18 protein-coding genes and 2 pseudogenes are annotated in these 22,719 nt (G+C 71.1%); 4 read left to right on the top strand and 16 right to left on the bottom strand.

Annotated elements, in window-relative coordinates; translation table 11 throughout:
- Positions 1-129: 129 nt before the first annotated feature.
- From ABZ281_RS05170 to ABZ281_RS05105, 14 genes are all read right to left on the bottom strand, one after another.
- Positions 130-1,440 carry a pectate lyase gene (locus ABZ281_RS05170; RefSeq protein ID WP_356652251.1) on the bottom strand — a complete coding sequence of 437 codons (1,311 nt, stop codon included), beginning with the start codon at positions 1,438-1,440 and terminating at the stop codon, positions 130-132.
- A gap of 42 nt (positions 1,441-1,482) precedes the next feature.
- Positions 1,483-2,268, bottom strand: coding sequence for a rhamnogalacturonan acetylesterase (locus tag ABZ281_RS05165; protein WP_356652249.1), 786 nt, complete (start codon positions 2,266-2,268; stop codon positions 1,483-1,485).
- A 146-nt stretch (positions 2,269-2,414) separates the two neighbouring features.
- The gene (locus ABZ281_RS05160; RefSeq protein WP_356652247.1) at positions 2,415-3,779 is read right to left on the bottom strand and encodes a sugar ABC transporter substrate-binding protein; all 1,365 of its coding nucleotides are present in this window, start codon (positions 3,777-3,779) and stop codon (positions 2,415-2,417) included.
- Between the two features lie 53 nt (positions 3,780-3,832).
- Positions 3,833-5,821: a pectinesterase family protein gene (locus ABZ281_RS05155; RefSeq protein ID WP_356652245.1), complete on the bottom strand. Its 1,989-nt coding sequence runs from the start codon at positions 5,819-5,821 to the stop codon at positions 3,833-3,835.
- A gap of 33 nt (positions 5,822-5,854) precedes the next feature.
- Positions 5,855-7,369, bottom strand: coding sequence for a family 43 glycosylhydrolase (locus tag ABZ281_RS05150; protein WP_356652243.1), 1,515 nt, complete (start codon positions 7,367-7,369; stop codon positions 5,855-5,857).
- Positions 7,366-8,211: a PmoA family protein gene (locus ABZ281_RS05145; protein ID WP_356652241.1), complete on the bottom strand. Its 846-nt coding sequence runs from the start codon at positions 8,209-8,211 to the stop codon at positions 7,366-7,368. Before ABZ281_RS05145 ends, ABZ281_RS05150 begins: the two co-directional genes overlap by 4 nt.
- Entirely contained in the window at positions 8,208-9,407 is a 1,200-nt protein-coding gene (locus ABZ281_RS05140; protein WP_356652239.1) for a Gfo/Idh/MocA family oxidoreductase, read from the bottom strand. Before ABZ281_RS05140 ends, ABZ281_RS05145 begins: the two co-directional genes overlap by 4 nt.
- Positions 9,404-10,726 (bottom strand): pectate lyase, encoded by a 1,323-nt coding sequence (locus tag ABZ281_RS05135; protein ID WP_356652237.1) that lies wholly within the window; start codon positions 10,724-10,726, stop codon positions 9,404-9,406. The genes ABZ281_RS05140 and ABZ281_RS05135 overlap by 4 nt, the downstream gene beginning before the upstream one ends.
- Positions 10,723-11,619: a carbohydrate ABC transporter permease gene (locus tag ABZ281_RS05130; protein WP_298553175.1), complete on the bottom strand. Its 897-nt coding sequence runs from the start codon at positions 11,617-11,619 to the stop codon at positions 10,723-10,725. The genes ABZ281_RS05135 and ABZ281_RS05130 overlap by 4 nt, the downstream gene beginning before the upstream one ends.
- Entirely contained in the window at positions 11,616-12,548 is a 933-nt protein-coding gene (locus ABZ281_RS05125) for a sugar ABC transporter permease (protein ID WP_356652235.1), read from the bottom strand. Before ABZ281_RS05125 ends, ABZ281_RS05130 begins: the two co-directional genes overlap by 4 nt.
- Positions 12,549-12,732: 184 nt before the next feature.
- Positions 12,733-14,463 (bottom strand): L-arabinonate dehydratase, encoded by a 1,731-nt coding sequence (araD, locus tag ABZ281_RS05120; RefSeq protein ID WP_356652233.1) that lies wholly within the window; start codon positions 14,461-14,463, stop codon positions 12,733-12,735.
- Entirely contained in the window at positions 14,460-15,371 is a 912-nt protein-coding gene (locus ABZ281_RS05115) for a dihydrodipicolinate synthase family protein (protein ID WP_356652231.1), read from the bottom strand. The genes araD and ABZ281_RS05115 overlap by 4 nt, the downstream gene beginning before the upstream one ends.
- Positions 15,368-16,027, bottom strand: a complete 660-nt coding sequence (locus ABZ281_RS05110) for a GntR family transcriptional regulator (RefSeq protein WP_356652227.1) — start codon at positions 16,025-16,027, stop codon at positions 15,368-15,370. The genes ABZ281_RS05115 and ABZ281_RS05110 overlap by 4 nt, the downstream gene beginning before the upstream one ends.
- A gap of 149 nt (positions 16,028-16,176) precedes the next feature.
- Positions 16,177-16,779, bottom strand: coding sequence for a TIGR03086 family metal-binding protein (locus ABZ281_RS05105; protein WP_356652225.1), 603 nt, complete (start codon positions 16,777-16,779; stop codon positions 16,177-16,179).
- A 131-nt stretch (positions 16,780-16,910) separates the two neighbouring features.
- Here ABZ281_RS05105 and ABZ281_RS05100 point away from each other — a divergent pair.
- Positions 16,911-18,150 (top strand): annotated as a pseudogene (locus ABZ281_RS05100) (MFS transporter).
- Here the strand turns inward: ABZ281_RS05100 and ABZ281_RS05095 are convergent.
- Both ABZ281_RS05095 and ABZ281_RS05090 read right to left on the bottom strand, forming a co-directional pair.
- Positions 18,087-19,250, bottom strand: a complete 1,164-nt coding sequence (locus ABZ281_RS05095) for a hypothetical protein (protein ID WP_356652223.1) — start codon at positions 19,248-19,250, stop codon at positions 18,087-18,089. The pseudogene ABZ281_RS05100 and the gene ABZ281_RS05095 sit on opposite strands and share 64 nt — an antisense overlap.
- Complete coding sequence (locus ABZ281_RS05090; protein ID WP_356652221.1) at positions 19,247-20,188, bottom strand: 5-dehydro-4-deoxyglucarate dehydratase; 942 nt, start codon at positions 20,186-20,188, stop codon at positions 19,247-19,249. The genes ABZ281_RS05095 and ABZ281_RS05090 overlap by 4 nt, the downstream gene beginning before the upstream one ends.
- Before the next feature lie 253 nt (positions 20,189-20,441).
- On the opposite strand from ABZ281_RS05090, the gene ABZ281_RS05085 reads away from it, so the two are divergent.
- The 3 genes and pseudogenes from ABZ281_RS05085 to ABZ281_RS05075 all read left to right on the top strand — a co-directional run.
- Complete coding sequence (locus ABZ281_RS05085; protein ID WP_356652219.1) at positions 20,442-21,251, top strand: NAD(P)-dependent oxidoreductase; 810 nt, start codon at positions 20,442-20,444, stop codon at positions 21,249-21,251.
- Positions 21,252-21,561: 310 nt separating this feature from the next.
- Positions 21,562-22,329: a DeoR/GlpR family DNA-binding transcription regulator gene (locus tag ABZ281_RS05080; RefSeq protein WP_356652217.1), complete on the top strand. Its 768-nt coding sequence runs from the start codon at positions 21,562-21,564 to the stop codon at positions 22,327-22,329.
- 78 nt (positions 22,330-22,407) lie between these two features.
- Positions 22,408-22,719 (top strand): annotated as a pseudogene (locus ABZ281_RS05075) (hypothetical protein); the annotation flags it as partial.

Here is a 22,719-nt window from a genome sequence, read left to right as displayed (position 1 = left end):
GTCAGGAATCCTCTTCTGGACAGGGGCATGCGGGAGCTCCTTCGATGTCACTGCGGGAGGAGCCGGGGCGGGCACACCCCCCGGGGTGGGGGATGCGGTGCGGGCCGCCCCGGCCGGTATCCGGGGGCGTCAGCAGATCCGGCCCGCGCCTGCCTGCCGGTCGACGATCTGCGGCACGGCCTTCGGCGAGTCCACCTTCGTGCGCAGGGTCGGCTTCCAGCCCGCGCCGGACTTCAGGATCTCGCCGGGGATCTCCGCGTTGTGCACGGCGATGAGATCGGTCCGCTTGCCGTTGACGTAGTTGTTCTCGGCGGTGAGCGGCGCCTCGCTCCACTTCTTCAGGGTCCTGCCGGCGCCGGCTCCGGCGGGCAGCGAGAACGCGTTGTCCGTGGCGTGGAGCTGCGAGGAGGCACCGATGCCGAAGGTGTAGGCGTACGGCTGGTCCTTGGTGACCACGAAGTGGTTGTTGTACACGTCGACCTGCCCGAACCGCACGCGCGGGGCCCGCTCGACGATGCCTTCGAAGCGGTTGTGGTGCAGGGTGACCTTGAGTTTGCCCGTGTCGTCGGCGCCGGCGCCGTCGCTGTTGCCGATCAGCATGGTCTTGTCGTGGTCCTCGAAGGAGTTCCAGGACACCGTCACGTGGTTGGCGCCGCGCACGACGTCGAGCAGGCCGTCGTGCTGCTGGTAGACCTTGCCGAAGTAGGTCGGCAGGCTGCTGTCGGGGTAGCGGCCGTCGGTGAGGGTGTTGTGGTCGATCCACACATGGGTGGAGCCGTACACCACCACACCGTCGTACTCGGAGTTCCAGGCCCCGGTCTTGTTGTCATCGGTCGGGTCCCACTGCGGGAAGCAGTCGATCGGGGCCTCGACGGCGAGGTTGCGGACGATGACGTTGTCCACGCCCTTGATCTGCAGGCTGCCGCCGCGGATCCCGGCACCCTTCCCCACACCGACGATGGTGGTGTTGGCGGGCACGCTCGCCTTGATGGTCTTGTCCTGCGCGGCGGCCGACGCGGCCCGCAGGTCCTCCTGTTCCCCGGTGACCGGCTTGTCGTGGCCCCAGACGGCGGGGTCGTAGGCGGCGAGGTACTTCTGGAAGTCGTATCCGGCGGCCGCGAACGCGTCGCAGCCCTCGGAGACGGCGTCGATCACGCCCTTGACCTTGATTATCTTCGGTGCGGCCCCGCCGTCCTTCAGGGCGGCGCGGAACTGCTCCCAGGTGGTGACGGTGTAGACGTGCGCGGCGTCCGCCTGGGAGCCGCCCGTGGTCCCGGTGCCGTAGGAGGCCCACCCGTCGTTGGCTGCGAGGGTCTGACGGGCGACGTCCCGGGGCTGGGCCTGCGCGCCGGTGCCGCTCAGGGACAGGACGAGCGCGGTACAGCCGATGAGCACGGCCGCTCTGGCCATTGCATGATCATGACACTTCTGAACGTTCATGGTGCGGCTCTCCTTCTTCTCGGTCAGGGGTGGCGCGCCGGACTACGGCCAGGTGATCCAGGACTCGGGAATCCGCTCGTCCAGCCGCCGCACCTCACGCGGCCCGAGCACCCGGGTCCGCAGCAGCTCCCGCGCCACGAGCCGGGCCACCTCGATGGCCCCCGGCGGGTTGAAGTGCGTGTTGTCCTGCTCGGTCGCGGTCCAGTTGAAGTACTTCTTGGTCTCCTCGACCCCGAGCCGCTGCCACAGGGCGAGCGACAGCGCCTGGACGTCGAGCAGCGGGACCCGCTCCTCGGCGGCGAGCGCCCGCATGGCCGCCGGATACTCCCCGTGCGTCGGCAGGGCCTTCCCGGCGGCGTCGAACCGCCGCCGCTCCACGGATGTCGCCAGCACCGGCCGCGCCCCACGCGCCCGGGCCCCGTCGAGGTACATCCGCAGATACTGCTGATACGTCGACCAGGGCTCGGTGTACCGGGTGGGATCCTCCGCCTTCTCGTCGTTGTGAGCGAACTGGATGAGGAGGAGGTCCCCGGGCCGGACGGCGGACAGAATCACCTTCAACCGTCCCTCGTCGACGAAGCTCTTGGAACTCCGCCCGTTCACGGCATGATTGGAGACGGCGAGCCGGGAGCTCTGCAGAAAGAAGGGAAGCGCCATTCCCCACCCGGTCTCGGGCGCGGCGTCCTTGTACTTCTGCGCGGCGGTGGAATCACCGGCGATGAAGAGGGTGGGCGTACGACGGGCACCGGCGTGAGCGGTACCGGTGGCGGCAAACGCCAGGGGCACGGCGGCTGCGGCGACAGCGACCTGTCTACGACTCAGAGACACGCGGAGTCCCTTTCAAGGGGGAGTGATGGTCGCGCCTGAAGGGGCGCGGGGCTGTATCGATATGCGGCTCCGCCGCGGGGGCGCGAGCAACCACGGGGCGGCCCGCACCCTGCACACCACAGGCCGCCCCACGGCGATGTCCAGAACTATCCCTTCTGCTGGTTCCATTCCTCCTGAGCGGCATTCAGCTGCTCGGCCATCGTGTCCAGGAATTCCTTCGCACTCATCTTCCCGAGCAGCACCCTCTGGAAGTTCGGCTCGTTGTCGGCCTTGGAGATCGTGTTCCAGTCCGGCAGGTAGTAGGGCAGCTGCACAATCGTCGTCGACCCGTCCGACAACGCGTCAGCGGCCAGCTTCGTGGGCTCGGCCTCCGAAATCCATGCGTCCTTCGCCGCGTCCATGTTCGACGGCACCTGCCCCGCCGCCTCGTTGAACTTCGAGTTCTCCGCCTTGGACGTGGCGAACTCGATGAACTTCCAGGCCGCGTCCTTGTTCTTGCCGCTCTTGAACAGCCCCAGCCCGTCCACCGGGTTGGACACCTGCACCCGCTTGCCGCCGGCACCGACCGGCTGCGGAATGCCCCGGAACTTCTCGACCCCGAGCGCCTTCACATGGTCCTGGTACGAGCCCAGGTTGTGGTTCAGCATCCCGATCGTGCCGGAGTCCCACTGCGCGACCATCTTCGTGAAGTCGTTGTTGAGGTCGGCGGCCGGAGTGACCTTCTTGTACAGCGCCGCGTACTTCTCCAGCGCCGCCACGTTCTTGGGATCGTTGACCGTGGTCTTCTCACCGCTGGAGTCCCAGAACGACGTGATGCCGGACTGCCCGTACATGGCGTCCAGCGCTTGGGCGATGGAACCGGCACCACCGCGAATGGTGTAGCCGAACTCGTTCTTGCCCGAGTTCGTCAGCTTCTCGGCGGCCTTGTAGAACCGCTCCCACGTCGTGGGCTCCTCGAGCCCCGCCTTCTTGAACAGATCGGTGCGGTAGTACAGCACACCGTTGTTCGCGGAGGTGGGGATCGAGTACAGCTTGTCGTCCCCGCCGCCGGCGGCCTTCAGCGACTCGACCATGTCCTTGTTGAGCTTGCCGCTCAGCGACGACGAACCGAGCCGCTCGTCGAGCGGTTCCAGCGCACCCTGCGCGGCGAACCCGGCGAGCATCGCCGCGCCCACGCCGCCGACGTCCGGCAGACCGCCGCCCTGGAGGGCGGTGTCGACCTTGGACTGGTACTCGGTCGAGGCGATCCCGACGTACTCGACCTTGATGTCGGGGTTCGCCTTCTCGAAGTCGGCGATGATCTCCTTCCAGATCTCGGTGCGGACACCGCCGTTGTTGTCCCAGAAGACGATCTCGCCCTTGCCGCTTCCGTCGGCGCCCTTGTCGCCGCCCGCCCCGCTGCCGTCGTCGCCGCAGGCGGTCGCGGTCAGCGCGAGCACGGCCCCCAGGGCGACGGCGGCGGATGTGCGGCGGCGCCCGCCTCTGCTGCCGGTGTGATTGCTGATCTTCATTGGTCGGCTCTCTTCTTCTGGATCCAGCGGAACTTGAGGGTGTGGGGGTTTCGTCAGCTGCGGGTGTGCGGCGCCCAGCCGTCGGCGCCCGCCAGATAGGCGGAGACGGTGTGGGAGCGCGCGTTTCGGTCGCTCATCTGCGGACGGTCCGGGGTGACCGACGCGCCCGGGCCGTAGGTCCGGTACTCGGTGAACCGCGCGTCCTTCCACGAGAACCCGCTCATGTCGGTCCACGGCGAGGACTTGATCGCGGCGGGCAGCCGGGTGTCCCGGATCAGCACCTGGGCGACCGCGTCCGGCTCGCCGCCGGGGTGCCAGGGCCGCCCCAGGTGGAAGGTCCCGGCCGGGGCGTCACTGACGATCTCCGACCTGGTGATCAGGAACCCGTACGGGTTGCCCTTCCACGTCGAAGCCGCCGTGATGTAGCCGTTGTTGGAGTCCGAGCCGCGGCTCAGGGCCCGGATCACCGACCGCTCGACCACCGTCGTGGCCCGTCCGTAGACGAAGTCGACGTCGCCCTCGATGTAGGAGTCGCGGACGTAGACCCGGCTGACGGTGGTCAGTCTGGGGCTGTCGGTCATCAGGGTGTCCTGGTTGCCGAGGAAGGCGGTGTCCTCGAAGACGATCCGGTCGCCGGTCGTCTTCATCGCCAGGGCCTGCTCGCCCTTCAGCTCGTGCGCGGCCTCATCGAAGTCGTTGCTGAAGGTGAGGTTGCGCGCGGTGACGTCGTTCGCGGCGATCCGGACGGTGGCGCTGCCCGTCGAACCCCCGTACTCGGCGGGCGTGTCGAAGACGATGACGGTGTCGGAGCGGTCCCGTCCGGTGCCGCGCAGCACGAGGTCCGGCTTGCTCGCGGGGACGAACACCTTCTCGCGGTAGGTGCCCGGCGCGACGGCGATCGTCAGCGGGATGTCGTTGCCCTCGGGCACGGCGTCCACGGCGGCCTGCACAGTCGGGTAGTCGGCCGGTACGTGCAGCTCGACCGGGCCGCCGATCCGCTTCTGCGGCCCGGAGGACCGCTTCACGATCGCGGGGACGGCGGCGGCCGGGTCAAGCCGGTAGGCGTAGAACTTGCGCGGGTCGAACGCCGTGCCCCAGGCGTCGTGCCGGCCCGTCGTGTTCCGCAGGACCGACCCGCGCTGCACCAGCTCGGCCGTCGTATCGGCCTGGTAGGGGTGCTGGACACCGTCGTAGAAGCTGTTCTCGATGACCATCTTCGTCCGGCCGCGCGACCAGTTGCCGTACGTCCAGACCGGGTCGCCGTCGGACAGCTGCGCGGACAGGTAGTTGTTGTAGAGGTGCGCGTAGGCGCAGTTGTCGGCGGACGGGTTGCGCTGCTTGGTGCCCCGGAACCAGTTGTGGTCGACGGTGATCTGCGTCCTGACGTTCGGGGTCCAGCCGATGCCGAAGGTCTTGTTGTTGTCCGTGAACTGGTTGTTGGAGACGGTGACATACTCGCTGTCCTTGCGGATGTCGAGCTGCCCGTCGCAGATCCGCGAGAACCGGATGTGGTCGATCCACACGTGGTGGGCGGTGTCCAGACGGATGCCGTCGTAGTCGGTGTCCTTGCAGTCCCAGTTGCCCTCGATGGCGGTGTCGCGGATGGTGAGGTTGCGGATGACGACGTTGTGCGTGCCGGGGTCGAGGGTGAAGCCGCCGTGCACGATCTCGGCCGTGTCGCTCACGCCGATGATCGTCTTGTGGGAGGCGACGGGTATCTCCGTGCCGAAGGGCTCCATCTCCAGGGCGCCCTTGACGCGGATGACGTACGGCTCCTCGGCCCCCGCGTACTTCGCCAGGGCGGCCTGGTCGGTAACGGTGACGACCTTGCCGCCCGCTCCGCCGGTGGTGCCGCCGGCGAGGGAGGCGAAGCCGTGCGGCCGGTCGGTCCGGCGGTCCGCGGCCGGGCCGGACCGCGGTGCCGGAGCGGCCTGGGCGTCCCCGATCGAGCCGAGGCCGAGCGCGGCGACCAGGCCGAGCACGGCGGCCGCGACCCTGCCGTGCCCCGGTCTCGACAAGCGCTTGCTACGGAGGTGCGTCATTGCGGCTCCCAACAGGCGTACGACGAAGGTGTGTTACGAGGCGCTGATCCGGAACCGGGTGAAGGCCGCCGTCCCGGCGTGCCCCTGACCGCCGGGCGCGAGGGCGAAGAGGCCGAGCAGGGCGCCGACCCAGCGCCATGGGGTGGCGGTGAAGACGGGGCCGGACGGACGGAACCCGTCACCGTCTTTGACGTCGGCGGAGAAGCGGCAGCGTGCCCCCGCGCCGATCTCGACCCGCAGCCGGGCCCGGCCCTCGGGGGCGATGCGGGGGTACGCGGCGTCGCGTTCCCTCTCCGCGACGGCCTCGGCGAACCGGTGCACGAGGTGGACGGTGCCGTCCGTGCCCCGCTGGAGTCCGATCCAGCCGAATGCGTCCCCGAGGACCGCGAGTCCGGCCCGGGCCCCGGGCTCGTCGCTGTCGAGGCGCAGCTCCACCTCGACGGCGCAGGGCGTGCCGGGCAGCCGCTGGGTCAGCACATGAGGCAGTTTCCGCAGGTCGTGGGCGTCCTCCGAGCGGACGCAGGTGAGCCGCAGCCCGTCCCCCGAGTGCTGGGTGGCCCAGCCGTCGCCCGGGTTGGCCGTCCACTGCCACTGGCGGCCGTACCGTCCGCCGGGGAAGTCGTCGTCGGTGGCGGGTGTGGCGGGCGACTGCGGCGGCAGGGCGGGGCGCCGGTGTTCGGCGACGGGGGCGCCGTCGTTCCCGATCACCGGCCAGTCGTCCGGGCCCCAGCTCATGGGCTGGAGGTGGACCACCCGGCCGTAGGCGCCGCGCTGCTGGAAGTGCAGGAACCAGTCCTCGCCCGACGGGGTGCGCACCCAGCCGCCCTGATGGGGGCCGTTGACGTCGGTGTCCTTCTGCTCCAGGACGATCCTCTCCTCGTACGGCCCGAAGAAGCCGCGCGAGCGGAAGGCGCCCTGCCAGCCGGTCTCCACGCCGCCGGCGGGGGCGAGGATCCAGAACCAGCCGTCGTGCCGGTAGAGCTTGGGGCCTTCGAGGGTGAACCAGCCGGGTATGCGGTCCCCGTCGACGACGACCTTGCCCTCGTCGAGGAGGTCGGTGCCGTCGGGGCGCATCCGGTGGCCGGTGAGGCGGTTCTTGACGCCGGAGCGGGACTTGGCCCAGGCGTGGACCAGGTAGGCCTCTCCGGTCTCCTCGTCCCACAGGGGGCAGGGGTCGATGAGCCCCTTGCCGGCCTTCAGCAGGTGCGGGCGGGTCCACGGACCTCGGATCTGCGGGGCGTTGACCTGGAAGATGCCCTGGTCGGGGTCGCCCCAGAAGATCCAGAAGCGTTCGTCGTGATACCTGAGGGAGGGGGCCCACACCCCGCAGTCGTGCCGGGGTCTGTCGAACTCGGCGGCAGGTTCGAGGCGTTCGAGGGCGTGGCCGACCAGGGTCCAGTTGACCAGGTCCCGGGAGTGCAGCAGCGGCAGTCCGGGGGCGCGGCCGAAGCTGGACGCGGTCAGGTAGAAGTCGTCGCCGACGCGGACGACGTCCGGGTCGGACCAGTCGGCGTCGAGGATCGGGTTGCGGTAGGTCTCGGAGGTCACGGGCTCACCGCCTTGCGGACGAGGGCCGCCACCGCGTCCCGGTCGAGTCGGCCGTCGGCGACGACGGTGACCACCCGGCGCACGACGGTCTCACCCGGCGGGAGCGGCACCCGCTCCTCGTGCGCCAGGGAGGATCCGACGCCCGGGTACTCCTCGGTGCGCACGAACCACGGGTCGCGGCGGGTCTGTTCGGTGGCGCCGGCGAAGACCAGCGTCCAGGTGCCGCCCCGCATGGCGAGCCAGTCGGCGGGCCGGCCGTGGACCTCTTCCTCGCCGTCGGCCCCGGCCGTGAAGACCTCCGGCGCGCAGGACTCCTTGCGGACCCGCCAGAAGAAGCCTCCGTAGGCCGCGCCCGGGCGGCCGTTGGTCGCGGGGCTGCCGATCGACAGCGGGCCCTTGGTGACGTTGGTGAGGGAGAAGGTGAGGTCCAGCGCCCAGGCCTGGTCGGTGAGTTCGGTGGCGGCGACCGTACGCCGCTCGCGCAGCAGCTCGCCGCCCGCGGCCAGCCAGCGCAGCTCCTCCACGAAGCCGTCGGGGTCACACAGCTGGAAGGCGATGTGCCGCTGCGAGCCGTGGTTGTCGAGCTCGGCCGGGCCCTGGTCGCGGACGTAGGTGCGCCCGCCCCAGAAGTTGAACCCCTCGACGTCGGGAACGGCGACACCGACGCCGAGGTGGTGTGCGTGGTCGGCCGGGGCGAGCTCGGTCACGGCCGTGCCGGCCAGGGTGGTGACGGGGTGCAGATAGGGGCGCGGGGAGAGCCGGGTGGGCAGCTCGGGCCGGGTGACGTACCGGCCGACCGGCCGGCCCGCGACGCGCAGGACCGTGGTGTCGTTGCTGGTCATCGGGTGCTCACCTCGTTCGACAGATGCTCCGCGGACAGGGCCCAGGGGGCACCGAGCTCGGAGTAGAGGGAGAGGGTGTCGGCGGCGGCCGCGACGAGTCCGTCGATGCCGGGCACCACCCGGCGGTTCTCGTCGGGGATCCGGTGCCAGGCGGTGTCCGGCAGCGGCGCCGGGCCGGGGGCGGTGCGGATGGCCTCCACGACCTTCATGAAGGCGCCGGTCTCGTCCGGCGGAACCAGCAGGTCCGCGCCGGTGGTGAGGTGGTCGACGAGGTTCTCCAGCAGGTCGGTGCGGCCGTGCTCGGACTCCTGCGGGCCGTGCCCCGCGCGCTGGAGCAGCACCCGGTCCTGCTTGTACCAGAAGGTGATCCGGCCGCTGCTGCCGTGGACGAGGACGTACGGCTCGTCCGGCTCCTCGGCGCACAGCGTCGCGGCGACGGTCACCGGGTGGCCCTGCGTGGTGGTGACGCGGACGCAGGAGGTGTCGTCGGACTCGATGGCGTTGGCGCGCAGCAGCTCGGTCTCGATGCCGGTGACGTGCTCGGCGCGGGTGCTGCCGCCCAGGGCGAGGGCGGTGGCGACGGCGTGGGCGAGGGGGTTGGTCAGCGCCCCGTCGATCACGTCGACGCCGTTCAGCCGCCGCTTGCCCGCCCAGGGCGCCCGCCGGAAGTAGTCCTCGTCCCGGACCCAGGCACCTGCCCCGCCGAGCCCGACCAGCTTCCCGATCGCGCCCTGCTCGATCAGCTCGCGGACGGCGGGCAGGGCGTGCGAGCCCAGCGACTGGAAGCCGATCTGGCAGACGACTTTGGCCGCGGCGACCCCGTCGGCCATCCGGCGGAACTCGGCGTAGGAGGGGGCGGGCGGCTTCTCCAGGAGGAGGTGCACACCCCGCTCGGCCGCCGTGAGGGCGAGGTCGGTGTGGGTCGGGATGGGGGTGCAGATCACCGCGACCCGGGCGCCGGTGGCGTCCAGCAGGGCGCCGAAGTCGGCGGACTGCTCGGGAGAGCCCAGGTCGCCCAGTTCCTCCGCGGTCAGCGGCGTCAGCTCGCAGACGCCGGCCAGCCGCACGACGCCCTTCTTCTGCAGGCGGCGAATGTTCTCGACGTGCCAGCGGCCGTGACCGCGGGCGCCGGCGAGGACGACGGGCAGGGGCGTGTTCGTGGATTCGCTCATGGTGTCGATCATGGGACCGGTCATGGGATCCTCCCCGCACCCGCGCCGCGGGCCACCGCCCGGCCGGCCTCCCGGGCGCTGTCGATCCGCGTGTGCAGGGTGGGCGTCCAGCCGACGTCGGCCGTCAGATCGCGCTCGCTGCCCGAGTTGTAGGCGTTGTATCTCGAGAGCAGGTCGACCGGGAAGCCGTTGAAGAGTGTGCCGCTCTGGTGCAGGGCGCTGCCGTTCCAGCTCTTGACCAGATCGGCGACCTCCACATGGCCGGGCGCGTGGAAGGCGTTGTTCTCCGCGTAGATCCTCGACTCGGTGGAGACGCCGAGCGAGTAGCGGTAGTCGTCACCGGGGATGTCGTACCGGTTGTTGTAGACGTGGACCTGGCCGAAGCGGACGCGCGGGGCGCGCTGGACGACGGACTCGAAGGCGTTGTGGTGCAGGGTGACGCGGAGTCTGCCGCGGTCACCGGTGGCGGTGTCGCCGTTGCCGATGAGCATCGCCTTGTCGTGGCCGGCGAAGCGGCTCCAGGAGACGGTGACGAGGTCGGAGCCGCCTGTGATGTCCAGCAGGCCGTCGTGGCGCAGGTAGTTGCGGGCGAAGTGGGTGGGCTCGTCCGCGTCCGGGTGGCCCTTGTCGCTCAGGGTCACGTGGTCCACCCACACATGGGTGGCTCCGGTGAGCCAGATGTTGTCGTAGGCCGTCTTCCAGTCGCCGAGGCCGCCGTTGGGGGTATCTCCCTGCTCGAGCGGAGCCGAGAGCTTGGGGGAGGACTGCCAGACGGGGAAGCAGTCGTAGGCGTCGCGCAGGTCGAGGTTGCGGACGATGACGTTGTCCGCGTTCTTGATGTGGAGGCTCGCGCCCTTGAGGAGGGCCGAGTCGCCGAGGCCGACGAGGGTGGTGTTCGAGCCGACGGGCAGCACGATCCGTTCGGCCTGCCGCGCGGCGGACGTCTGGCGGGCCTCCTCCTGGGGGCCGCTGGGCTTGGCGGGGCCCCAGGTGCGGGGGTCGTAGGCGGCGAGGTACTTCTTCAGGGCGTAACCGCCGGTGGCGTAGGCGGCGCAGTCCAGCCGGTCGCCGTCGTCGGTGTTGGCGTCGATCGTCCCGGCGATCTTGATGATCTTCGGGGTGTCGCTGCCGCCGTCGAGGGCGCGGACGAGTCCGGCCCGGTCGGTCACGGTGAAGACGTGGGCGTCGTCGGCGGCGGCACCTCCGGTGGTACCGGCGCCCTCCGCCGCCCAGCCGTCGTTCGCCGGGAGGGTGTCGCGGCCGATGTCCCGGCCCTCGGCGTGCGCGGGGACGCAGAGCACGCCCAACAGGAAACAGGCGACGGTCAGCTGCCGGAGTCTCATCCCTTCACCGCCCCCGCGCTGAACCCGGTGATCAGCCACTTCTGGATGAAGGCGAATACGATCACCACCGGGACGGCCGCGATGATGCCGCCCGCGGCGAGCGCGCCCAGGTCGACGCTGTCGGCGCTCATCAGAGAGTTGAGGCCGACCGGGATCGTCTGCTTGTCCTGGTTGTTCAGGAACATCAGGGCGAACAGGAAGTGGTTCCAGGAGTGGACGAAGGCGAACGAGCCGACGGCGATCAGTCCGGGCCGCAGCAGCGGCAGCACCACGATCCGGAAGGCCGTCATGCGGTTGCAGCCGTCGACCCAGGCCGCCTCCTCCAGGGAGTACGGCACGTTCTTGATGAAGTTGCTGATCAGGATCATCGACAGCGGCAGCTGGAAGACCGTCTCGGCGAGGATGACGCTGCCGAGCGAGTTGATCATCTGGAGTTCGGCGAAGATCTCGAACAGCGGTACCAGCAGCAGCGCGCCCGGCACGAACTGGGAGCACAGCAGGCCCAGCATGAACGCCCGCTTGACCTTGAAGTCGAACCGGGCGAGGGCGTAGCCGCCGGCCAGCGCGACGAGCGTCGTCATGATCAGGGTGGCGACGCCGACGAGCACGCTGTTGGTGAAGTAGGTGCCGAAGCTGCGGTCCGTCCAGACCTTCTCGAAGTGGTCGAAGGTCATCGGCCAGGGCACGAGCGAGGTCGAGCCGGCCGGGCGCAGCGAGAACAGCAGGATCCAGTAGAAGGGAACGAGGGTGAAGAGCAGGTAGATGCCCAGCGGCAGGTAGATCTGCCAGCGGGGCGCCTCGTCCCAGGCGCGGTTGCGCTTGGCGGGACGCGGCGGTTCGGGGGTGGCGCGTACGGGAGCGGGCGCCGCCTTGGTGGCTTCCTTGACGCTCACTTCTCGCCTCCGAACTTGCTCAGCCGCAGGTAGACCATCGAGCAGAAGAGCAGGATCACGAACGCCACCGTGGTCAGGGCCGACGCGTAGCCGAAGTTGTGGGCGTCGACGGATGTGTTGGCGATGTACAGCGGCAGTGTGGTCGTCTCGCCCGCGGGGCCGCCGCCGGTCAGGGTGTAGAGCAGGTCGACGTTGTTGAACTCCCACACCGCGCGCAGCAGCGTGGACAGGATGATGGCGTCCTTCAGGTGCGGCAGGGTGATGTGCCAGAACTGCTTGATGCGGCTCGCGCCGTCGACCTCGGCGGCCTCGTAGAGGTCCCTCGAGACGGACTGGAGGTCGGCGAGGATGAGGATCGCGAAGAAGGGCACCCCGCGCCACAGGTCGGCCACGACCGCCGCCGGGAACACCGTGGACGTGTCCGACAGCCAGCTCGTCCCGTAGGAGCCGATGCCCATGTCGGCGAGGTAACGGGTGATGCCCGTCTGCGAGTTGTAGAGCAGCACCCAGATCGCGGAGGTCAGCACGCCGGAGACGGCCCACGGGGAGAACACCAGGGCGCGTCCCAGGCCCCGCCCCACGAAGGTCTGGTTGACGATGAGGGCGAGCGCGAGGCCGAACAGCAGCTGGAGGCCGACCTCGACGACGACCCACTGGGCGCTGAAGACCAGCGTGTCCCAGAAGACGGGGTCCTTGGTGAAGGCATGGACGAAGTTGTCGAAGCCCGCGTAGCCGTTGCGCCACGGCTTGGTCGGGTTGTAGTTCTGCAGGCTGTAGTAGAAGACGCTGATGACCGGGTAGGCGATGAACCCCAGCATCAGCAGGGCGGCCGGTGCGATCAGCAGGTACGGGAGCCTGCGCGGCGTGGCGGAGGCCCGGCGCCGCCGGGGTGGCGCGGGCGGTTTCGCCACGGCTGCGGCTTGGGCCATGACAGGGTCTCCGATCTGGGTACGGTCGTACGGGAAGCGCTTTCTCGATGTGCGGGAGTCCGCCTGGGAGCGCGGACGGGGTGCCTCTTACGGTGGTGTGGCGAGTGCGGACTCGTTGTGCTCGGTCGCGCCCACGCGGCGGAGCCGCATGTCGATACAGGCCCGCGCCCCTGAGTGGGACCGGTCAACCGGCGTAGGGATCCGGGGCCTTGCCTGGCCTTGCCAAGAACTCGAAGTCGCAGCCGGTGTCCGCCTGCGTGATCTGCTCGTTGTAGAGCGCCCCGTAGCCGCGTTCGTAGCGGGTGGGCGGCGGCTTCCAGTCCTGACGGCGGATCTCCAACTCCTCCTCGCTCACGTTGAGTTGGAGGGCGCGGGCCTCGACGTCCAGGGTGATCGAGTCGCCGGTGCGGACCAGGGCGAGCGGGCCGCCAACGTACGACTCGGGGGCCACGTGGAGCGCGCAGGCGCCGTAACTCGTGCCGCTCATCCGGGCGTCGGAGATGCGGACCATGTCGCGCACGCCCTGCTTGAGCAGGTGGTCGGGGATCGGGAGCATGCCGTACTCGGGCATGCCGGGGCCGCCCTTGGGTCCGGAGTTGCGCAGCACCAGGACACTGTCCGCGGTGATCCCCAACTCCGGGTCGTTGATGGTGCGTTGCATGGTCCTGTAGTCGTCGAAGACGACCGCGGTGCCGGTGTGCTTGAGCAGGTGGCGCTCGGCGGCGATGTGCTTGATGACGGCGCCGTCCGGGCAGAGGTTGCCACGCAGTACGGCGACTCCGCCCTCGGCGGCGACGGGGTTCTGGCGGGTGCGGATGACGTCGTCGTCGTGGACGACGGCTCCCTCGAGCTGCTCGCGCAGGGTCCCGTTGACGGTGGGCCGGTCCAGGTGCAGCAGGTCGGTGATCCGGGAGAGAAAGGCCGGCAGACCACCGGCGAAGTAGAAGTCCTCCATGAGGTAGGTCTGTCCGCCGGGCCGGACGTTGGCGAGCACCGGCACGTTGCGGGCGATGCGGTCGAAGTCGTCAAGGGTGAGCTCGACCTGGCAGCGCCCCGCCATCGCGATCAGGTGGATGACGGCATTGGTGGAGCCGCCGAGCCCGAGCACCGTGGTGACGGCGTCCTCGAAGGCCTCGCGGGTGAGGAGCCGTGACGGCTTGAGCGCGGTCCAGGCGAGCTCCACGGCACGGCGCCCGGAGGCGGCGGCCATCCGCTCGTGCCCGGAGTCGACGGCCGGGATGGAGGAGGCGCCCGGCAGCGTCACGCCGAGGGCTTCCGCCGCCGCGGTCATCGTCGACGCGGTCCCCATGGTCATGCAGTGACCGGGGGAACGGGCCAACCCGCCCTGCAGCTCCCTCAGTTCGCAGTCGGTCAGGTTGCCCGCGCGGTGCTCGTCCCAGTACTTCCACATGTCGGTGCCGGACCCGAGGGTCTCACCGCGCCAGTGTCCCGGCAGCATCGGCCCCGCGGGCACGAAGAGGGCGGGTACGTCGGCCGAGGCCGCACCCATGAGCAGCGCGGGCGTCGACTTGTCGCAGCCTCCGAGCAGCACCGCCGCGTCGACCGGGTAGGACCGCAGCAGCTCCTCCGTCTCCATCGCGAGCAGGTTGCGGTAGAGCATCGGGGTGGGCTTCTGGTACGTCTCGGAGAGTGTGGCGACCGGGAACTCCAGCGGGAAGCCGCCGGCCTGCCACACCCCTCGCTTGACCGCCTCGGCCCGCTCGCGCAGATGGACATGGCAGGGGTTGATGTCGGACCAGGTGTTGAGGACGGCGATCACCGGGCGGCCCCGGTACTCCTCCGCCTCGTAACCGAGTTGGCGCATACGGGCGTTGTGCGACCAGGTGCGCAGCTGGCCCTCGGCGCCGTACCACTGATGGCTCCTGAGGTCCTCGGGACGCAGTCTGCCGGTCATATCGACCACCCCGCGGCGATCGCGGCGACCTCGGCGCGCTGCTCCTTTGGGAGGGTGCGGCTCGGCGGGCGGACCTTGCGGCGGCACAGCCCGAGGGAGGCGAGGGCCTCCTTGACGACGGTGACGTTGTCGGCGGAGCCGTTGGCTGCGCGCAGCTCCTCGAAGCGGCGGATCTGTTCCCAGACCTTCATCGCGGCCGGGTAGTCACCGGAGCGCAGGGCCTCGATCATGTTCAGGGAGACGGCCGGGGCGACGTTCACCAGCCCCGAGGTGAAGCCGGTGGCGCCCGCGGAGAAGTAGGAGGGAGCGTACGGTTCGGCGAGCCCGGCCACCCACACGAACCGCTCCAGGCCCGCGTCCCGGGCGAACGCGGCGAACCTGGCCGCGTCGGGAACGGCGTATTTCACGCCGATGACGTTCGGGCAGTGGTCGGCGAGTTCGGCGAGCCGGGCGCCGGTGAGCTGTGCGTTGCGGATGTACGGCACGACGCCCAGCTCGGGCACGGCCTCGGCGACGGCGCGGTGGTAGTCGACCCAGCCGGCCTGGGAGACGTAGGGGTGGACGGGCTGGTGGACCATCACCATTCCGGCGCCGAGCTCCCGGGCGTGCCGGGCGGAGGCGACGGCGGTCGGGATGTCGTGTCCGACACCGACCAGGACGACGGCCCGCTCCCCGGCCTCGTCGATCGTCAGCTCCGTGACGAGACGGCGCTCTTCGGGGGTGAGGGCGTAGAACTCGCCGGTGTTGCCGTTCGGGGTGAGGGTCGTGATGCCGCCGTCGAGCAGGCGGCGCAGCAGGGCCCGGTGGGTGTCCCGCGCGACGGAGCCGTCCTCGGCGAACGGGGTCACCGGGATCGCCACCACGTCGGCCAGCGCCGCCCGCTGGGTCTCGAACGCCACGCTGCTCATTCCTGGCCTTCCTGTTCCAGTGCTGCCTCGGGGAAAGCGCGCTGCACGAAGGACGCGATGTGGGCGTGCAGGGCACGCGCCGCGCCGTCGGCGTCGCCGTCGAGGGCGAGCCGCAGGATCTCCCGGTGCTCGCCGGCCTCCCGCTCCCAGGAGGGGGAGGCGGCCCAGGCGACAGCGGAGACCAGGGCGGCCTGGTCGCGGACCTCGTCGAGCATCCGGCCGAGCAGCGGGTTGCCGCACGGCAGGTACAGGGCACGGTGGAACTCCCGGTTGGCGAGGGAGCGTTCGGCGGTGTCGATGGCGGCGTCGGCCCGGGTCAGCGCCTCGCGGGCGACGTCCAGGGAGGCCCCGCGCTGCACGGCCCGCCGCAGCGCCTCGGGCTCCAGCAGCAGCCGTACGTCGTAGACCTCGCGCGCCATGTCCGCGTCCACCAGGCGCACGGTGACGCCCTTGTACTGGCTCATCACGACCAGCCCGGTACCGGCGAGCGTCTTGAGCGCCTCGCGCACCGGGGTCTTCGACACCCCGAACTGCGCGGCGAGCTCGGTCTCGACCAGCGCCTGGCCGGGCGTCAACTGCCCGGTGAGGATGCGGTGTTTGATCCCCTCCAGCACGAACTGCGTGCGGGAGGGGATCGGCGTGGGCACAGAGGTCATGCGCGCCTCTCGGATCTCGCGTCTCGGGGGATCGCGTATCGGATCTCGCGTATCGCGTCTCATATATGACGTACGAAGTACGACGCGATGACGGTAGGAGGGCGCGTGGGCTTCGTCAATGCTTTCGACAAAGAAACAGCAATCGCTTTCTACGACCTGCGGGTCCAGCCCGGGTCCCGGCCGCTCAGTCCCACCGCCCTGGCCAGCAGGGGCGCGTCCGCCTCGACACGGACGACGGGGCCGAAGATCTCGCCACGGCCGGGGGCGTCGGCGGACGCCTCGAGGAAGTCGTGGCACACCTGGAGGGCGGCCGGGTCGGGGGTGTAGGGCCGGCCGGTGGCGCGGGCCAGGTCCCATCCGTGGATCACCAGTTCGTCGGTGGCGACGAGACCCGCGACCTCGCCGGGCAGGTCCACGCCTCCGGCGCGGGTCATGCCGGTCCAGGCGGCCGGGTCCCGCCAGGCCTCGGCCATGTCGGCGAGCACCTTGGGCAGTTCCTCGCGCCAGTCGGGCCCGAGCTCCGGCAGGGAGGAGCCCGGGCTGGTGTCGGTGGTGACGCCCAGGTCCTTGCGGCCGGCGTCACGGAAGGCGCCGGCCAGGTGGGTCAGGTGGGCCAGCATGTTGCGCACCGCGTACTCGGGGCAGGGTGTCGGGTCCGCCAGCTGCTCGTCGGTGACGGCCTCGGCGAGGCGCGCCACCACCGCCGCCTGCGGGCCGAGGTCGAGGGTCGGGTTCGGGGCCGTGTCGGTCATCCGCTGCTCCTCCTGGTTTCGCTCTCGGGAGGTAGACCGACGGCGCCCCCGGAACTCATCGCCCGGACGCGCCTTTCCTAAGGCACCTTCCCGATCCCCGTGTACGGGCCTTAGAGCCACGATGACCAGGTATGACGACCAAGACGACCTGGGCCGTGGCGCGCGTCCTGCGCGACCGTGACGCCGGGCTGTACCTCTCCGGCGTGGTGGTCTCCGGCTTCGGCACCTCCGCCCTGTGGCTGGCGTCCGGCGTGTGGGTCAAGGACCTGACCGGCTCGGACGGCCTGGCCGCGCTGTGCATGCTCGCCATGTGGCTGCCGACCCTGGCGGGACCGCTGCTGGGCACCCTGGCCGATCGCGGACGCCGCAGACCGCTGCTGATCGGCGTGAACGTGTTCCTGGGCGCCCTGCTGCTCGGCCTTGCGGGCGTCGACGCCCCGGGCGACCTGTGGCTGCTGTACGCGGTGCTGTTCGTGTACGGCGCGGCGGGTGTCGTCCACGACGCGGCCGAGTCGGCGCTCGTGGCGACCGCCGTGGAACCGTCCCTGCTGGGTGACTTCAACGGCCTGCGCATGACCGCCACCGAGGGCATGAAGCTCCTGGCCCCGCTGGCGGGCGCGGGCCTCTACGCGGCGCACGGCGGCGCGGGCGTCGCCCTCCTGGACGCGGCGACGTTCGTGCTGGCCGCGGGGCTGTACGCACTGCTGCGGGTGAGGGAGGAGAAGCCCGCGCCGCCCACCGGCAGCCGTCGGCGGCGGACCGCCGAGGGCGTGCGGCACCTGTGGGCGCACCCCGTGCTGCGCCCCCTGGTCCTGGCGGGCGGCGCCACGATGCTGTGCGCCGGTCTGAACGGGGCGATGGTGTACGCCGTCGTCGACGGTCTCGGGCACTCCCCCGCGTACACCGGCGTGCTCTACGCCGTGCAGGGCGCCGGTTCGGTCGCGGTCGGCCTGCTCTCCGGCCCCGTCCTGCGCCATCTGGGGGCGCGGAGCTTCGCGGTGTCCGGCATCGTCCTGCTGGCTCTCGCGGTGGCACTGCGGGCGGTGCCGTCCGACCCGGTGGCGCTGGTGTGCGGCGCGGCGATCGGCATGGGGCTGCCCGCGGTGCTGATCGCCACGCTGACGTCCGTGCAGCGCGAGACGCCCGGTGCGCTGCTGGGCCGGGTCACGGCCACCGCCCACACGCTGGTGTTCACACCGAACGTGGTCGACCAGGGCCGCCGGAGCGGCCCTGGTCGAGCTGGTGGACCGCCGCCTGGTGCTGGTGGCCCTGGGCGTGGCCCTGTTGGTGACGGCGGCCCCGCTGTGTCAGAGGGCGGCGAGGGCGGAGCGGACCGTCTCCAGGTCGTCGTCGGACGCCAGCCCGGCGTGATACAGCCGCAGTTCGGTGGCGCCGAGCTCGCGTGCCCGGGTGGCGTCGGCGGCGAGGGTGCCCGGGCCGCCGCCCATCCCGGAGACCACGGTGAAGTTGGCGGCGATGACGGCGCCCCCGCGCTCCTGCCGGGCGAACGGCGTCAGGGTGCCGGTCTCGCCCGCGCAGGGCACGACCACGCCGTCCGCGACGGACAGGATGTGCGCCGGGTCGACCCCGGGGTTGGCGCCTACGTGGTACGACACGGGGTCCGCGTGCAGCAGCACCTGGAAGCCGTCGGGAGCGGCCGCCCGGACCGCCGCGACGGCCTGCTCCTGGAGCGTGCGGGCGGTCTCGTCGCGGTACGCGCGCGTGGTGTGCGCGAGCGTCTCGCCGAGGAGCTTCTCGATGCCCGCCCAGCCTCCGTCGGACGGCGCCCCCTGCCACACGGGCTCCAGCGCGGTCCGTACGGCGGCCGCCAGCTCGTCGGCGTCCAGGCCGTGCCGGCCGTAGCCCTCCCGGCAGGACGGGCAGAAGCACAGCGCCATCAGGTACTGCCCGGCGTCCCCGAGGCCGATGCCGCCGGTCTTGTCGTGGGCGTGCAGATGCTGCAGCCCGTACCAGCCGAGGGACTCCAGCTCGGTGCCGCGCGCCCCGGGCCGCACGGCCGCCTCGGCCGCCAGGTCGGTCAGGTACGCGCGGGTGGCGGGCTGCGCGATACACGGCGCCCAGGGGTAGCGGTCGCCGTAGGCGTTGACGACCGAGGTGTCCGGGTGTTCGGCGCCCAGGCGGGAGTTGTGCGCGAGGACGACCCAGGTGTGCACCTCCAGGCCGGCCTGGGTGAGCGCACCGGCTGCCTCGCCGAAGGCGTCCCCGGGGGCCCAGTCGCCGGCCGCGTAGGGGCGCAGCTCGCGTCCGGCCCAGCGGTCGTCCGCCGGGTACAGCACCGCGGCGTGCTCGGCGGTGACGATGCGGTGGCGCGGGTGGCGGGGCGTGAGGGCGCGCGTGGAGTGGTAGGCGGCGGCGAGCGTCACCTGTGCCACGCCCAGCCCGGCGATGCGCGCGGGTGCCTCCGGGTCCCCGTTGACGTCCCAGGGGTAGACGAATGTCGACGCCTTCACTTGGCCTCCTCCAGCAGCGCGTAGCCCCGCTCGATCACTTCGGCGAGCTGCTTCACATGATCCCCGGCCGGCTCGTGCAGCGGGGGCCGCACCTCCCCGACGTCGAGGCCGCGCAGCCGTACACCGGCCTTGACCAGGGCGACGGCGTACCCGCTGCCCTGGGCGCGCAGTTCGACGAAGGGGCGGTAGAAGCCGTCCAGGAGCTTGTCCACGGTGGCGTCGTCGCCGGTCCGCAGGGCCTGGTGGAAGGCGAGGGCGATCTCCGGCGCGAAGCAGAACACGGCGGACGAGTAGAGGGTGACGCCGAGGGCGCGGTAGGCGAGCTGGGTCTGTTCGGCGGTCGGCAGGCCGTTGAAGTAGAGGAAGTCGCCCGGGACCTCGGTGCGGACGGCGCTGATGACGCGCTGCATGAGGTCGAGGTCGCCCAGCCCGTCCTTGAGGCCGATGATCCCGTCCGTGCGGGCGAGTGCGAGGACCGTCTCCGGGGTGAACACCGCGTTGTCGCGCTGGTAGACGATGACCGGCAGGGCGGTGGCGGCGGCCACCTCGCGGTAGTGCCGCAGCAGCCCCTCCTGCCCGGCGACGACCAGGTACGGCGGCATGGCGAGCAGTCCGTCCGCCCCGGCGCCCTCGGCGAGGCGGGCATAGCGCACGGCGAGCGCGGTGCCGTACCCGGCGCCGGCGACGACCGGCACGCGCCCGTCGGTCGCCTCGACGGCGGCCCGTACGCAGGCCTCGAACTCCTCGGGCGTCAGCGCGTGGAACTCGCCGGTGCCGCAGCAGGCGAACACCGCGGCGGCTCCGGCCTCCACCCCGCGCCGGACATGCGTGCGATAGGTGTCGAGGTCCACGGAGCCGTCGGGTCCGTAGGCGGTGACCGGGAAGAACAGCGGCCCGCTGGGGACGATGAGTCGAGCGGCGAGAGGGGCTGACGTCACGAGCTCTCCCGGTTCCATATTCATGATTGGCGTCTATATTTCTGAACAACTCCACGCTAAGGCGCCGCCTTGGCGCCGGTCAAGCGCGCACACCCGCGACACACCTGCGGATTCGTCCCCTCCGCGGCATACTTGACGGGCTCCGCCCCAGATCCTTAGCGTGTCCACGCATATGAATGCCGTGCGCTCATGTGCACGCTGGCGATCAGCGTGCTTTGCGATCAGCACGGTTGGCGATCAAGGAGACCCGAGGATGCCCGCTCCCCGCACCGTCCTGCTCACCGGCGCCGCCGGCGGCCTCGGCACCCTGATGCGGGATCTGCTCCCGGCCTACGGCTACGACCTGCGCCTGCTGGACCTGCGCCCGATCGAGGGCGAGCCCGACGCGATCGCCGCCGACCTGGCCGACCGGGACGCCGTGCGGGAGGCGGTCCGGGGCGTCGACGCGATCATCCACCTCGCGGGCATCTCCCTGGAAGCCCCCTTCGAGAAGATCCTCAAGGCCAACATCGAGGGCACCTACCACCTGTACGAGGCCGCCCGCGAGGAGGGCGTCGGCCGGATCGTCTTCGCCTCCTCCAACCACGCCGTCGGCTACACCCCGCGCCCCCGGGGCGACGACCCACTCATCCCGGTCGACACCCCGCGCCGCCCGGACACCTTCTACGGCCTGTCCAAGTGCTTCGGCGAGGACCTCGCGCAGCTCTACTGGGACCGGCACGGCCTGGAGACGGTCTCGGTGCGCATCGGCTCCTGCTTTCCCGAGCCGACCAGCGTGCGCATGCTCTCCGTATGGATGAGCCCCGCCGACGGCGCCCGTCTCTTCCACGCGGCCCTGACCGCCGAGCACGTCGGGCACACCGTCGTCCACGGCTCCTCCGCCAACACCCGGCTGTGGTGGGACCTCACCAGCGCCCGGGCGCTCGGCTACGAGCCGCAGGACGACTCCGAGCCGTTCGCCGAGAAGCTCATCGCCGAGCAGGGCGAACTGCAGGACGGCAACGAGGCGCACGCCTACCTGGGCGGCCAGTTCGTGACGGACCCGCCGATCTGGCCGTACTGACCGGAAACAGTCGTCACCAGGGTGGGCGGGCAGAGATCGGGCCCGCCCGCTCGGGCATTCGGGCACGGTCCGGAAGCAGTCGGGCAGTGCCGTCAGGGGCGCGGGGAGCCGTGCGACCAGCCACAACGCACCAGCAGACGGCCACGGCCTCCCCTCGGCGCACCACACACCCGCAAGACCGAACGGGCACACACGGGCAGGATCCCGCCCGCAACAGACCTGGCCACCGCGGAACACCCGCTGTAGAACTTCCCCCAAGGCCCGACCGAGGGCCCGAACGGGCGGCACGGCAGGAAGGCGGGTGACGGCCATGAACAGGACCGCGGAAGAACGCCAGCGCGACATCGTGCTGGCCGCGCGGCGCGACGGCTCGGTCGACGTCACCGCCCTCGCCACCGAGCTGGGCGTGGCCAAGGAGACCGTACGGCGCGATCTGCGCGTCCTGGAGGACCACGGCCTGCTCCGCCGCACCCACGGCGGCGCCTACCCCGTGGAGAGCGCCGGCTTCGAGACGACGCTCGCCTTCCGGGCCACCAGCCACGTCCCCGAGAAGCGCCGGGTCGCGGCCACCGCGGCCGAGCTGCTCGGCGACGCCGAGACCGTCTTCGTCGACGAGGGCTACACCCCGCAGCTCATCGCCGAGGCACTCCCCCGGGACCGGCCGCTGACCGTGGTCACCGCGTCCCTGCCGGTCGCGGGCGCCCTCGCCGAGGCCGAGCACATCTCCGTGCTGCTGCTCGGCGGCCGGGTGCGGCGCGGCACCCTCGCCACCGTCGACCACTGGACGACGAAGATGCTGGCCGGCTTCGTCGTCGATCTGGCGTTCATCGGCGCCAACGGCATCTCCCGCGAACACGGCCTCACCACCCCCGACCCGGCCGTCAGCGAGGTCAAGACACAGGCGATCCGGGCCGCCCGGCGCGTGGTCTTCGCCGGCGTCCACACCAAGTTCGGAGCGGTCAGCTTCTGCCGGTTCGCCGAAGTGAGCGCGCTGGAGACGATCGTGACGAGCACCCTGCTGCCGGCCGCCGAAGCCCACCGCTACACACTGCTCGGGCCCCAGGTCATCCGGGTCTGACACCACACCGACGTCCCCCACCGGGGGCAGCCACGCCCCGTGCTGCCCCTTATCTCCCCATACATCCAGGAGCGATCCATGCGAACCCAGAGCCGACGACGGCCACCGCGAGCCCCGCTCGCCCTGGCCGCCGCAGGGACGCTGCTCGCCCCGCTGCTCTCCGGCTGCTGGGTCGGAGCGGGCGGGGCCGGATCCGGCGGCGACGCCATCAACGTCCTCATGGTCAACAACCCCCAGATGGTCGAGCTGCAGAAGCTGACCCGAGCCCACTTCACCACGGAGACGGGCATCAAGGCCGCCGCCGGGCGCCTCGCCAGGCGACTGCGCCGCGAGGACGTCGCCCTCACTCTCGTCAACGCCGAGCCCGACTTCGTCGAGCGCGTCCGGATG

Origin of the sequence: Streptomyces sp. NPDC006265, assembly GCF_040613555.1 — a bacterium.
GTDB lineage: Bacteria > Actinomycetota > Actinomycetes > Streptomycetales > Streptomycetaceae > Streptomyces.
The sequence above is the reverse complement of the archived record's forward strand: the minus strand, read 5'-3'. Positions and strand labels throughout refer to the sequence as shown.